The following is a 12970-nucleotide window of genomic DNA, read 5'->3' on the forward strand; positions in this document are numbered from 1 at the left end:
TCGGTGCCGCAGCCCTCGGCCCCGAGCAGCACGCCAGGCGTCAGCCCACGCCGCCCCATGTCACTTGTGAGGAACCCCAATGACTTCCATTTTGGAGCGCCCCGCGGCGTCTCGTCAGCCGGTTGGCCGCCTGGTTGATCAGTTCGAAAAAGGCCTCGACGCACCGATCTGCCTGACGTGGGAGTTGACCTACGCCTGCAACCTGTCGTGTGTGCACTGCCTGTCCTCGTCGGGCAAGCGTGATCCGCGCGAACTCGACACCGAGCAGTGCAAGGCGATCATCGATGAACTGCAGCGGATGCAGGTCTTCTACGTCAACATCGGTGGCGGTGAGCCGACGGTCCGTCCAGACTTCTGGGAACTGGTCGACTACGCCACCGATCACCAAGTGGGCGTGAAGTTTTCGACCAACGGCCTGCGGATCGACAAGGCCGTGGCGCAGCGCCTGGCCGCCAGTGACTACGTCGACGTGCAGATCTCGCTCGACGGTGCCACCGCCGAGGTCAACGACGCGGTACGTGGTCCCGGTTCGTATGCGATGGCCATCAAAGCGCTCGAGAACCTCCATGAGGCCGGTTTCGCCGATGCCAAGATCAGCGTGGTCGTCACCCGCCAGAACGCGACGCAGCTCGACGAGTTCAAAGCGCTCGCCGACAAGTACGGTGCCACGTTGCGCATCACCCGGCTACGTCCGTCGGGCCGCGGCGCCGACGTGTGGGATGACCTGCACCCGTTGCCCGAACAGCAACGCGACCTCTACAACTGGCTGGTCGAACACGGCGACCGGGTTCTGACGGGGGATTCCTTCTTCCACCTGTCGGCCTTCGCCGAACCGGGTCAGGGCGCACTGCCGGGGCTCAACCTCTGTGGCGCCGGTCGGGTGGTCTGCCTGATCGATCCGATCGGTGACGTGTACGCCTGCCCGTTTGCCATCCACGAGAACTTCCTCGCCGGAAACATCCTGTCGGACGGCGGATTCAAGACGATCTGGCAGGAGTCGGATCTGTTCCTCGAACTGCGTGAGCCGCAGAACGCCGGAGCCTGCACCAAGTGCCAGCACTTCGATGCCTGCCGTGGTGGTTGCATGGCGGCGAAGTTCTTCACCGGACTTCCGCTCGCCGGCCCCGACCCCGAATGTGTACAGGGTTTCGGTGAATCGCTGCTCGCCGAGGACCGCAAGGTGCCCTCGGCCAACAAGGACCATTCGCGCGGCGTACCGCTGACGCTGATGACCAGGCCGCCGTCGCGTGACTGCGACGAAAACCCACTCGCCGGGTTCGTGCCCGGCAATTCCGAAGGCGGTGCCGGTCTTCGGCCGGCCGGCCTGATCCCCGCCAAGTAACGAAGAACCCCCCGGCAGAGCTGCCGGGTGAGCAAAGGATGAAGTAATGGCGAACCCCTGGTTCGAGACGGTGCTCGAAGCCCAGCGTCGGGCGAAGAAGCGACTCCCCAAGTCCGTGTACTCCTCGCTGATCGCGGGTAGTGAGAAGGGCATCACGCTCGCCGACAACGTCGACGCGTTCTCCGAACTGGGATTCGCTCCGCACGTGGTCGGCGCGCAGGCGCAGCGCGAGTTGTCGACATCGATCATGGGGCAAGACATTTCGTTGCCCGTCATCATCTCGCCCACCGGTGTGCAGGCCGTCGACCCCGAGGGTGAGGTCGCGGTCGCCCGTGCCGCGGCGGCCCGTGGCACCGCGATGGGACTGTCGAGCTTCGCCAGCAAGCCCATCGAAGAGGTCACCGCGGTCAACGACAAGATCTTCTTCCAGGCCTACTGGCTCAACTCCCGCGAGGACATCCTCAAGCGTGCCGAGCGGGCCCGAGCGGCCGGGGCCAAGGGTCTGATCGTGACCACCGACTGGTCGTTCTCGATGGGTCGCGACTGGGGCAGCCCGGAGATCCCCGAGAAGGTCGACCTCAAGGCGCTGCTCAAGCTCGCGCCGGAGATCGCGATGCGCCCGCGATACGCGCTGGACTGGTTCAACAAGGGCAAGATCAACATCCCGGACCTGACCGCCCCCAACGTGGTCGACAAGGGCGAGCAGGGACCGACGTTCTTCGGTGCGTACGGACAGTGGATGCAGACCGCACCCCCGTCCTGGGAGGACCTGGAATGGCTCCGCAAGGAGTGGGACGGCCCGTTCATGGTCAAGGGCATCACCCGTCTCGATGACGCGAAGCGTGCGGTGGACATCGGTGCCACCGCGATCTCGGTCTCCAATCACGGCGGCAACAACCTCGACGGCACCCCGGCCACCATCCGGATGCTCGGACCGATCGCGGACGCCGTCGGTGGCGACATCCAGGTGCTGCTCGACGGTGGCATCCGGCGCGGCAGCGACGTCGTCAAGGCGCTGGCTCTCGGTGCCGACGCGGTCATGATCGGTCGCGCCTACCTGTGGGGCCTGGCGGCGAACGGACAGACCGGTGTCGAGAACGTCCTCGACATCCTGCGCGGCGGTATCGATTCGGCGCTGATGGGGCTGGGCCGCAAGAGCATCCACGATCTGACCCGCGACGACATCATCATCCCGGAGGGCTTCGAGAAGCGGTTCGGCGAGACCACCGCATAGGCTTCGGTCAACAGGGCCACCCGTTGTGGTCACACCCGGCAGTCACCGCAGCCGGGTCTGACCGCAGCGGGTGGTTTCCGCTGTCGAGGATCTACTGGGCAACCAGACTAGAACACGTTACAGTTCGTCTATGGGAGACTTCGACGGCAAGGTCGTCTACATCACTGGTATCGCCCGTGGACAGGGTCGCAGCCATGCGATCCGGTTCGCCGAGGAAGGCGCCGCGGTCATCGGACTCGACGTCTGCCAGGCGGTCACCGCCACCGGCTACCCGCCGGCCACCGCGGAGGATCTCGAGGAGACGGTTCGCCTGGTGAAAGCGGCCGGCGGCAACATCCTGGCCCGGCAGGCCGACACCCGTGATCTCGTTGCCCAGCAACAGCTCGTGGCCGACGGGGTGGCGCAGTTCGGCCGCCTCGATTACGTGATCGCCAATGCCGGCGTCCTGACCTGGGGTGGCGTCACCGAACTGCGCGAGAGTCAGTTCACCGACGTCATCGACATCAACGTCAACGGCACCTGGAAAACGCTCAAGGCAACCATCCCCGCCATGATCGAGGCCGGCAACGGTGGTTCGATCGTGATCATCTCCTCGGTCGCCGGGATCAAGTCGATGCCGATGCAGGCCTCCTATTCGGCGTCCAAGCACGCGCTGGTGGGGTTGGCGCACACGACGGCAAAAGAGCTGGGAGAGCATCGGATTCGGGTCAACACGGTCCACCCCTACGGCGTCGACACCCCGATGTGCCTCGAGGACACCGACGCGCTGGCCGTCTTCGAGATGCCGCAGTACAAGGCGCATTTCGAGCCGATCCTGACCGGGATGGCCAAGTCGGTGGACATCACCGACTCGGTGATGTTCCTGTGCTCGCCGAAGGCCAAGTTCATCACCGCGTCCTCGATCGAGGTCGACATGGGTGCCACCAAGGTCTAGACCGACAAACGAGGCCGAGCCGGTGATGCAGCAAACGAGCCGGTAATACGAAGACGAGCCACAAATTTGTGGCTCGTCTTCGTATTACCGGCTCGTCTGCAGTTGGGTCGGCCGGGTGGTGTCAGTCGAGCCAGAGGGTGGCCGGGTCGGTCGCGGTGCGGGCCGGCGGAGCCGGGACATCGGGAACCGTGCGCGAAAAGCGCGGCGCCACAGAGGCTTGGGTGACACCGTCGAGTTCGATGAGGCTGCCCCGGGCGGCGAGATGCTTGTTCTGGGGAGCTTCTTCCCAATCGAGCACCGGGGATGCGCAGGCGTCGGTGCCCTCGAAGATCGACGTCCACTCGTCGCGGGTCTTGGACTTGAAGACCTCGGCGAACCGGACCTTCATCGCCGGCCACTGCGGCATGTCGAGCTGGTGCGGCAGGGTGTCATCGTTCGCCAGGCCCATGCCTTCGAGGAGCAGGGCGTAGAACTGGGGCTCGATGGCGCCGACGGCGAAGTACTTGCCGTCGGAGGTCTCGTAGACGTCATAGAACGGGGCTCCGGTGTCGAGCAGGTTGGCGCCACGGTCGTTGCCCCACATGCCCGTTCCGCGGAACGCCCACATCATCTGGCCGAGTACCGAGACCCCGTCGACCATTGCCGCGTCGATCGTCTGACCCAGCCCGGACTTCTCACGTTCGAGCAGCGCGGCCAGGATGCCCTGCACCAGGAACATCGATCCACCGCCGAAATCGCCGAAGAGGTTCAGCGGGGGTGTGGGAACCTCGTCCGCACGGCCGACCGCGTGCAGCATCCCGGTCAGGGAGATGTAGTTGATGTCGTGTCCGGCCACGCTGGCCAGCGGACCGTCCTGGCCCCATCCGGTCATGCGGCCGTAGACGATGCGTGGATTGACCTTCGCAACGTCTTCCGGCCCGAACCCCAGGCGTTCGGTCACGCCGGGGCGGAAACCCTCGATCACCACATCGGCCTTCGCGATGAGGTTCATGATGGCCTCTTTGTCGGCGGGGTCTTTGAGGTTCGCCTCGACGACGGTCCGGTTGCGCAGCAGTTGGTCGGCGGCCTGGCCCGGCGCGGGCAACTTGCCCGCCCGCTCGACACGCACCACATCGGCCCCCAGGTCCCCGAGCATCATCGCCGCGTGCGGGCCCGGCCCGATCCCCGCGAACTCGACCACCCGTGTTCCGCTCAACGGCCCGTTCTTCGTCATTCGCTGCCCCTCATCGTTGAAGTCTGCGCCGCGTCTGGCGGGCGCGGTGTTTCGCAACCGGTTACGGTCGGATTCCCAGTAAACCAGGTACCGAGCGATTGCTCGGGTGGTAAACCCTTCAGGCGTCGCCCGATACGGTCTAACATGGTCCGAATGACACCGGCGGGCGAGCTCGGACTTCAGAGCTGGACCGAGCTGAACGGGCGATCAACAACCCTTGTCGTCCCATTGGGATCCATCGAACAACACGGACCACACCTGCCCCTCGACACCGACGTCCGGATCGCGGTGGCAGTGGCAGAGGCGGCTGTTCGCCCGGGTGGTGTCAACGCCGGGGACAGCACCGCTCCCGACATCATGCTCGCCCCGCCCCTGAGCTACGGGGCCGCCGGTGAGCACGAGGGGTTTCCTGGCACGATTTCGATCGGTCAGGAGGTTCTGCATTCGGTGCTGGTCGAGTACGGTCGAAGTGCCTGCCGTTGGACTTCACGGTTGTTGTTCGTCAACGGGCACGGCGGTAACGGTCGGACCCTGCTGTCCGCGGTCACGCAGCTACGTTCGGAAGGGCGTGACGTCGCTTGGTTTCCCTGCGCCACGGCCGGTGGCGATGCACACGCGGGTCATACCGAAACATCGCTACTGCTTCATATTTCACCGTTGATCGTGCGGTCCGACGAGATGGTCCGCGGCAACGTGGCCCCGGTCTCGGAGCTGATGGCGTCGATGCGTACGGGGGGTGTCGCGGCGGTGAGTGACAACGGAGTACTCGGGGATCCCCTGGCCGCCTCGGCGGCCGATGGAAGGCGAATGTTGAACGAGATGGCCGCGAAGCTCTCCGACGCGCTCGAGCGGTGGCAGGTCGACGCGAACGGGATGTTGCAGTGATATCGGAGCAAGACGACCGCCCCGAGGAGCGTGTTGCTCCCGCTGCGGCTGATCCGGCGGGCCGGTTACCGCCGGTGGGCTTCCAGGTTCAGATCGACTCCCACTGCACGGTGACGTCGGATCGTCGGCATATCGTCGGTGGCTCGCCGCTGCGATTGCTGAACCTGTCCGAGGTCGCCGGTGGCCTCCTCGACCCTGATGGCCGGCTGACGGTGCGCGATCAGCTCACCTCGGCCCTGGCCCGCAAACTCCTCGACGCCGGGGTGGGGCATCCGCGACCGATGTTCGGTCCCACGGACTCCGCTGTCACCGTGGTGATCCCGGTGCGCGACAACCAATCCGGCATCGACCGGCTGCTGAAGGTACTCGACGGGCACAAGGTTGTCGTGGTGGACGACGGTTCCGGCGTCCCGATCACCGCACCCGGCGCGACCCTGTTGCGCAACGAGGCGAGTCAGGGACCGGCGGCTGCCCGCAATCGCGGTGCCGCGCAAGCCGATACCGAACTGGTGGCGTTCCTCGACTCCGACGTCGTCCCAGAACACGACTGGCTGACCAAGCTGCTCGGTCATTTCTCCGACCCGAAGGTGGCGCTGGTGGCGCCGCGGATCGTCGCCCTCGATCCCGGTGGCGGCGCGATGTCACGGTACGAGGCGCTGTGCTCGTCACTCGATATGGGCTGGAGAGAGGGGCAGATAGCACCCCGCTCGCGGATCCCGTATGTTCCGAGCGCTGCGATGATCGTGCGGCGCAGCTGCTTTGACGGATTCGACCAGTCGATGGAGGTGGCCGAGGACGTCGACCTGTGCTGGCGGCTACATCAGAGCGGCTGGTCCCTGCGATACGATCCGGTGGCCACGGTGGCGCACGACCATCGGCAGCGACTGTCGAAGAGTCTGGATCGCAAACGGTACTACGGGACCGGCGCGGCGCTGCTGTCCGGTCGTCACCCCGGCATGGCCGCACCGTTGGCCTTGACCGTCCCGATGGCGGCAGCGATGGCAGCATTGGTGACCGGTACCGGCTGGGGTGTGCTGGTGGCATTGGTCGTGTTCGGTGTGTTGGGCGGACGCCTGCACCGCCGGGTGTCCTCGATGCCGGATGCGGCCCGAATGGCAGCCAAGCTGACCGCCCAATCTGTGGGCTTCGGGATGTTGCAGTCGGCGTCGGCGATGTGCCGACACTATTGGCCGCTCTCATTCCTGCTTGCCCTGGTGTCCAAGCGGTTTCGGACGCTGCTCCTCGCGGTTGCGGTGGGAGAGGCCGCGTATGAGTGGGTGCGGCTCGAACTGGTCAACCCCGAGCCCGGCGCCCGGGTCGGCTGGTGGCGGTTCATGATCCTCAAACGTCTCGACGACCTCGCCTACGGCACCGGGCTCTGGCAGGGCGCGTTGGCCGGTCGCAGTATGGATGCGCTCTACCCTCAGATCGGCAATTCGGTGAACGGCAGACCGCGTTCGGCGAGCACGCCCGCCGCCGGGTGAGTGCGTTCACGCCGGGGGGATCTCGGTTGACCACCGGTGGTGCGGACGTGATCATCGTCGGTGCCGGCAGCAGCGGATGCGTGGTTGCCGAACGTCTTTCGCGCGATCCCGATCGCAAGGTGCTCTGGCTCGAGGCCGGGGCCGGCATGCCGGAGCGGGCCATGTTGAGGCTCGACCGGCTGCCGGTGGAGTCCGGCTCGGGGCGGGCGGTGCACTTTCCCAGCCGGCAGGGTTTCGATCTGCCGCGGGGGCGGGGTCTGGGGGGTTCCTCGGCGGTCAACGGCGGCTATTTCATGCGCTGGCACGAATCCGATTTCGCCGCCTGGCCGTGGGAACGCGCAGCCATTGCCGCCGACTACGATCGGCTCGACGGCGGACGTCCCGGAGGCGGCACCATGCACGTGTCGGCGTTTGGCGACGACGAGCTGCACGACTACGCGAGGGCATTCGAAAGCCATTGGCATGACGAGGGTTTCGACGGCATCGCCGAACCCTGGCCGGATACGGGTGTCGTCCGGGTCCGGTCGAACCGGGATGGCGACCGGCGGTGGACCGCCGCGGAGGCGGTGACGCCGGGTATCGAGGGCCGGTCCAATCTGCGGTTGGTCACCGACGCCGAGGTGACCGGACTGCGGCGCACGTCCGAGCGGGTCACCGCGGTGGTGGTCGGGGAGCAGGTCATCGCCGCCGACGAGGTGATCCTCTGCGCCGGGACCCTGGGCACCGCGCAACTCCTGGCCAGGGCCGGCATCCTCGAGGCATCCGGCGTCCGGGTCTGGGAGCACCGCGAGATGCTCGTCCGGTTCGCCCCGGCAGATGCGCCGACGCAGGCGGCAAAGGCGTTGCTGCAAACCGTGTTGCACACCGATGACGGAATCGAAGTGCGCTGCTACAACGGGGATTTCGCAGACTTCATCGCCGGCGTTCCGGCCGGGGGTCCGGCGATCGGTGTTGCCCTGATGCATCCCGAGGATCCCGGTTCGATCGACTGGGACCTCACCAGGGGGCTGGTTGTCGATCTCGGCGAGGTCGGTCGGTCCGACACCGAGAAGCTCGCGGCCTGGGGGGAACGGGTCCGGGAGATGCTCGACGGCCCTCGCTTCGTCGGGCTCGTCGATCGGGGCCCACGTGGCGCGGTCGTCGACCCGGTGATCCGCACCTCCCAGCATGCGTGGGGCACACTCCCGATGGGTGTCGACACCGATTGGCTCGGCGCTCTGGTCTCGGTGCCCGGATTGCGGGTTCTCGATGCATCGATCCTGCCGACCGCGGGGTCGAGCGGCCCCCACGCGACAGTGATGATGGTGGCCTCGCACATCGCGGATCAGATTGCCTGAACAGTATTCGAGATCAAACAGATGATCATGGGTACCGTGAAACAATGACCACGCTTTCTGATCCCGCGGTGCGGACGTTCCTGCAATCCGGGACGAAGACCGGCCACCTCGGTTACACCGCATCCGACGGCAGGCCGCTGGTCGCTCCGGTCTGGTTCGTCGTCGACGGCGACCGGCTGGCGTTCAACACCGGTGCCCGGACGGCAAAGGGCAGGGCGCTGGCCCGCGACAATCGGGTGGTGATGTGTGTCGACCTACCGGAACCGCCCTATGCCTTCGTCCAGGTGCAGGGCATCGCCCACCTCGGTGACGATCTGCCCGAGGTTCGCCGGATCGCAACCGCCTGCGGGACGCGCTATATGGGCGCCGACCGCGGGCCGGAGTTCGGTGACCGCAACGGCGTTCCCGGTGAGTTGGTGATCTGGATCGAGCCGACCAAAGTCATTGCCGCGCTCGATATGACGGCTTAGCGGTCAGGTGCGGGTGGCTGCCGCCCTGCGGAATCCACGGACCGCCGGATAGAAGAAGATCGCGATCACGACAACTGCCCACAGGATGGTCTTGGTCAAACTCTCGGCCACCGGTCCGCCCAGTGCCAGGGCCCGCATACTGTCGATCGCACACGTCATCGGTTGCTCGCGCACGACCGGCTGTATCCACTGCGGGTAGGCGTATACCGGCGCGAAACCGGAATTGAAGAACATCAGCAGGCTCGACAGCAGTGACATGAGTTGTACGAGTGGGAGATTCGTCGACGACATCGCGACCGTCAGCATGACCGTCGAGAATGCGGCACCGAAGAGCAGCGGTACGAGGAAGATTCCCAAGGCCGGTAGCAGTCCCTGGTCGAATCGCCAGCCGATCAGCATGCCGAATGTGGTCAGCGCGATGGTGGCGACGAGAATTCGGGACAGTTCCGAGATGAGACGCGCACTCAGGTCGGCTCCCTTGTGAACCGGCAGCACGTACAGGCGGGTCAGCAGTCCGGTACGTTGTTCGCGCCGAAGCCTGATACCGGCGATGAGGGACCCGAACATCGCACCGACAAGGACCACCAGGGGCACGGTGCCGTAGGCGCTGTTGATACCGGTGGCAGCGGTGATCGCATCGCCCAGTACGACTTTGAACATGATCATGCTCAGGGCGGGGAAGACGATGCTCTGGATGAGGACCTTCTTGTCACGGGTCCACACCGTCAGTTGCCGGCCCGAGAGGATCGCGGTGTGCAGGAGATAGGCCCGCAGACCGGTCTCTTGCGCATGGGTGTCGGGCGGGAACGTGGTGGCCAGTGCCACCGACCGGTCGTCGGTCCGATCACCGACCGGCCCCGTCGGCGAATCCTGGGGACGGTCGCCGTCGTCGAGGCAATCCGATGCCACGCCATCGGAGCCGTCGGTGTGGTCCGGGCGTTCGCTCACCCAGGGGCCGACCGTGGTGCGCAGCGTCCCGGTCCCGGGAAAGCTGATCGTCTCGTCCTGTTCGCTGTCGGCGGCGCGCCTGGTCCGCGAGCGAGCCGGGTCCAGATGGGCCCGCCACCAATGATTCTCAGGGCCCGTACCGGAGGCGCGGTGCCGCGGTGTCGTGGACTCGGACGTCGAGTTGTCGGTGGTTGTCATGCGCGTGAGGTCCGGAAGGCGGCCACGACGATGCCGGTGACAGCGAGTGCGACGAGCCCGGCGGCCCAGCACACCGCCGGGATCACCTGACCGGTTGTCACCGCACCCTCATCGAATTGCCGCATCAGAGCGGCGAATTGGGAGACCGGTTGGTTACGGGCGAAGGGTTGGATCCATTCCGGGAACTGGGACTCGGGAACAAACCCGGTCGACAACATGCCCAGGATGAGCGTGGGCAACGTCATCGCCTGGCTCGTCGATTCCGGGTTGCCCGCCAGCGTTCCGATCACGTCGGCCCCGAAGGCGAAGACCACACCGACCACGAAGGCCACCGACAGGAATCCGAGCAGATACCACGGCCCATGATGTGCTCGCCACCCGATGACCAGCCCCGAGATCATCGCCGACGTCAGGGAGACGGCGAGCAGAACAGTGTTTGCGCCGAGTCGTGAGAGCGGCGAGACCATCGGGTTGATCGGCACCGTCCGCAGGCGGGTGGTCACGCCGATCGTGAGGTCGTTGGCCGAACGCATCGCCGCAGAGGTTGCCACAAAGCTCGTCGACTGCAGGCAGATGATGGGCATGAGGAACTGGGCGTAGTCGACGCCGGCGTACAGGCCCATGACCTTGTTCAGGGGCACGAAGAAGCAGAGCGTCAGGAGGACCGGGGCCAGGACGCACAGTGCGAACTCACCATGGCGCCACATCGTGGTCAGGAATCGCCGATTCAGCGCCAGCCATTGCCGAACAGGTTGTATCCGCGGACGCGCCGAATCGAGGGCCCCGGGGTTGATGACGGTGCTCACGAGTCGCCGTCCGGCTTGACATACGAGTGTTCGGTCAGCGTCAGGAACACGTCATCGAGCGAGGGCCGGCGTAGACCGATGTCGGTCAGCGCGATGTCTGCCTCGTCGGTGAGACGGACGATCTCGACGAGCGTTGCGGCCCCCTGCGGTGCGGGAACGATGAGCGAGCTCCCGGCCGGGTCGGAGCGGATCGCATCCCGGTCAACGAGGCCGGTGAGCAGCTCGCGGATACGCGGCAGGTCGGTGGGCAGGCTCGGAAGGATCTCACAGAATGTGCCGGCGACCTGTTCCTTCAGTTCGGCCGAGGTCCCCTCGGCGATCACCTTGCCCTTGTCGATGACGATGATGTTGTCGCTCAGCAGATCTGCTTCCTCGAGATACTGGGTGGTCAGCACAGTGGTGATGCCCTGATCGCGCAGGGCGCTGACGATCTTCCAGACCTCCTGGCGGCTCCGTGGGTCGAGTCCGGTGGTCGGCTCGTCGAGGAACACCACCTCGGGACGAACCACCAGGCCGCAGGCGATGTCGATCCGGCGGCGCATACCGCCGGAGAACTTGCCCACCCGCCGCGAACCGGCGACCTCCAGATCGAACGCCGCCAGCAACTCGTCGGCCCGGCGGGTCGCCGCCTTTTTGGACAGGCCCATCAGCCGGCCGAACAGGACGAGATTCTCACGGCCGGACAAGGATTCGTCCAAAGCCGCGAACTGTCCGGTCAGCATGATCGATTTGCGCACGGCGGCACGGTTTTTGGCGACGTCGTGGCCGGCCACAAACGCTTGGCCGCCATCCGGGCGCAGCAGCGTGCACAACATGTTGACGGTGGTGGTCTTGCCCGCGCCGTTGGGACCGAGGAGTCCGAGGACCTGGCCGCGGGCAACCCGAAAGCTGATGCCGTCGACTGCGGTGAAGTCGCCGAACCGTTTGACCAGTCCGTCCACCACGACCGCGTCGTCGGCGTCGGTCGATGCGGGTGTACTCGCCGCTGTATCTGCTCGGGCAGGCGTTGCGTCGGCGGTGTGACCCGGGTGCGATTCTGGTGCCCGATGGCGCGCTGCGGCCCCATCGGCATGCGGCTCGACGTCCGAGTCGGCCGTATCGGGTTGTGCCTGTACCGGCATTGTCCAGTCCGTTCTGGTTCGCGTCTCGCGAGCTGTCTGGTCCTTTTCCTCGCCGCCGCCGACGGCCATCGTCGGGTTCGGTTCTGCCATTATTCGCGGCCTGCCCTCTTTCGATTCCACAAATACCATGCCGGTCGGCCGTTCTATTCATCGCGCCGGATGCCTGGTCGGTTACCCCTACTTATTAGCAGAGCTTTTATTTGTTTTAGGTAACTTCTATTCGATGACCAATGCATCTGGCACGCAAGAAATAGCGTGTTCGAACCGGTTCAAAAGCGGATTCTGATCAATATTGCTCAAAGTTGGTTTCGACCTCTGATCGGCCCCGTCATATCACCCCCGTGTTCGAGGATCGGATCGAGACCTGAGCGTATCGGAAGATTGCAGACCGATGCGCTGGGCGTGGATGAATCTCCATGTCCGTCTGTGTTCGGCAAGTTTAGAGGACCGACCCGACGTCCGGCGTCCGATTCGGGGCATACGTCCGGAATGTCCGTATCGGTGTGGGAGACAGCGGGATTCGATCCGGAAGAAACAGTGGCGCTTTGACGTTCCTCTGCCTGAACGTCCTACTCGCATCGGGTTTTCGAAGATCTGGGTATTCGGGTAGTCGGCTACTCGTGTTGCCGTCGAGCTGCGGCGATACGGTGATCACAATCCGTTGCCGAATGAAACGATACGAGGACGAGCGCAGATCCCGGAGCGGCCGGAATATCCACTGAACGACGGACAAATCAGTCGATTGACTGACCGTGGCACGCAGAGATCGGAGGCCGGCGATGAGATCGAGGCGCCGCGGTAACCATTTCGTTGCCCCGTTCGATAAGGGCATTGATCGGATTGTTCGATCGACGTCGGTCAGTCGGCGTGTAACGCATGGGGGAGTCGGGGAGATATTGCTAGAGACATTCTTTGGTGGGTCCGCAGAATGAATTGTCGTCCCTTCAAGCTAACGCGGCTGCAACCGACCGGATATGCCAGTCGATTTGGATACGATT

11 protein-coding genes are annotated in these 12970 nt (G+C 65.2%); 7 read left to right on the forward strand and 4 right to left on the reverse strand.

Going from position 1 to position 12970, the window contains the following annotated elements:
• The first annotated feature begins 79 nt into the window (after positions 1-79).
• The 3 genes from mftC (at position 80) to AC51GR_RS03665 (ending at position 3510) form a co-directional block, all read left to right on the forward strand.
• Positions 80-1342 carry a mycofactocin radical SAM maturase gene (gene mftC / locus AC51GR_RS03655; protein ID WP_496323264.1) on the forward strand — a complete coding sequence of 421 codons (1263 nt, stop codon included), beginning with the start codon at positions 80-82 and terminating at the stop codon, positions 1340-1342.
• A 46-nt stretch (positions 1343-1388) separates the two neighbouring features.
• Entirely contained in the window at positions 1389-2576 is a 1188-nt protein-coding gene (gene mftD / locus AC51GR_RS03660; protein WP_496323265.1) for a pre-mycofactocin synthase MftD, read from the forward strand.
• 130 nt (positions 2577-2706) lie between these two features.
• Positions 2707-3510 carry a mycofactocin-coupled SDR family oxidoreductase gene (locus AC51GR_RS03665; RefSeq protein ID WP_496323266.1) on the forward strand — a complete coding sequence of 268 codons (804 nt, stop codon included), beginning with the start codon at positions 2707-2709 and terminating at the stop codon, positions 3508-3510.
• A gap of 121 nt (positions 3511-3631) precedes the next feature.
• On the opposite strand, the gene AC51GR_RS03670 is transcribed toward AC51GR_RS03665, so the two are convergent.
• On the reverse strand, positions 3632-4723 hold the full coding sequence (locus tag AC51GR_RS03670) for a CaiB/BaiF CoA transferase family protein (RefSeq protein ID WP_496323267.1): 1092 nt from the start codon (positions 4721-4723) through the stop codon (positions 3632-3634).
• A gap of 153 nt (positions 4724-4876) precedes the next feature.
• Between AC51GR_RS03670 and mftE the strand changes: the two genes are divergently transcribed.
• The 4 genes from mftE to AC51GR_RS03690 are packed head-to-tail and all read left to right on the forward strand — an operon-like array spanning position 4877 to position 8899.
• Complete coding sequence (gene mftE / locus AC51GR_RS03675; protein ID WP_496323268.1) at positions 4877-5608, forward strand: mycofactocin biosynthesis peptidyl-dipeptidase MftE; 732 nt, start codon at positions 4877-4879, stop codon at positions 5606-5608.
• Complete coding sequence (mftF, locus tag AC51GR_RS03680; RefSeq protein ID WP_496323269.1) at positions 5605-7092, forward strand: mycofactocin biosynthesis glycosyltransferase MftF; 1488 nt, start codon at positions 5605-5607, stop codon at positions 7090-7092. The genes mftE and mftF overlap by 4 nt, the downstream gene beginning before the upstream one ends.
• A gap of 26 nt (positions 7093-7118) precedes the next feature.
• Positions 7119-8429 (forward strand): mycofactocin system GMC family oxidoreductase MftG, encoded by a 1311-nt coding sequence (gene mftG, locus AC51GR_RS03685; RefSeq protein WP_496323270.1) that lies wholly within the window; start codon positions 7119-7121, stop codon positions 8427-8429.
• A 44-nt stretch (positions 8430-8473) separates the two neighbouring features.
• On the forward strand, positions 8474-8899 hold the full coding sequence (locus tag AC51GR_RS03690) for a PPOX class F420-dependent oxidoreductase (RefSeq protein WP_496323271.1): 426 nt from the start codon (positions 8474-8476) through the stop codon (positions 8897-8899).
• 3 nt (positions 8900-8902) lie between these two features.
• On the opposite strand, the gene AC51GR_RS03695 is transcribed toward AC51GR_RS03690, so the two are convergent.
• From AC51GR_RS03695 to AC51GR_RS03705, 3 genes are read right to left on the reverse strand one after another with little or no spacing between them, the layout of a single operon-like run.
• Positions 8903-10045 (reverse strand): ABC transporter permease, encoded by a 1143-nt coding sequence (locus AC51GR_RS03695; protein ID WP_496323272.1) that lies wholly within the window; start codon positions 10043-10045, stop codon positions 8903-8905.
• Entirely contained in the window at positions 10042-10851 is an 810-nt protein-coding gene (locus AC51GR_RS03700) for an ABC transporter permease (protein ID WP_496323273.1), read from the reverse strand. Before AC51GR_RS03700 ends, AC51GR_RS03695 begins: the two co-directional genes overlap by 4 nt.
• Positions 10848-12062, reverse strand: coding sequence for an ATP-binding cassette domain-containing protein (locus AC51GR_RS03705; protein WP_496323274.1), 1215 nt, complete (start codon positions 12060-12062; stop codon positions 10848-10850). The genes AC51GR_RS03700 and AC51GR_RS03705 overlap by 4 nt, the downstream gene beginning before the upstream one ends.
• Between the last annotated feature and the right edge of the window lie 908 nt (positions 12063-12970).

The organism is Williamsia sp. z71 (assembly GCF_059553375.1).

Coding starts and splice junctions, on each gene's coding strand:
- mftC (WP_496323264.1), top strand. CDS start 80: ATGACTTCCATTTTGGAGCGCCCCGCGGCGTCTCGTCAGCCGGTTGGC.
- mftD (WP_496323265.1), top strand. CDS start 1,389: ATGGCGAACCCCTGGTTCGAGACGGTGCTCGAAGCCCAGCGTCGGGCG.
- AC51GR_RS03665 (WP_496323266.1), top strand. CDS start 2,707: ATGGGAGACTTCGACGGCAAGGTCGTCTACATCACTGGTATCGCCCGT.
- AC51GR_RS03670 (WP_496323267.1), bottom strand. CDS start 4,723: ATGACGAAGAACGGGCCGTTGAGCGGAACACGGGTGGTCGAGTTCGCG.
- mftE (WP_496323268.1), top strand. CDS start 4,877: ATGACACCGGCGGGCGAGCTCGGACTTCAGAGCTGGACCGAGCTGAAC.
- AC51GR_RS03690 (WP_496323271.1), top strand. CDS start 8,474: ATGACCACGCTTTCTGATCCCGCGGTGCGGACGTTCCTGCAATCCGGG.
- AC51GR_RS03695 (WP_496323272.1), bottom strand. CDS start 10,045: ATGACAACCACCGACAACTCGACGTCCGAGTCCACGACACCGCGGCAC.
- AC51GR_RS03705 (WP_496323274.1), bottom strand. CDS start 12,062: ATGGCAGAACCGAACCCGACGATGGCCGTCGGCGGCGGCGAGGAAAAG.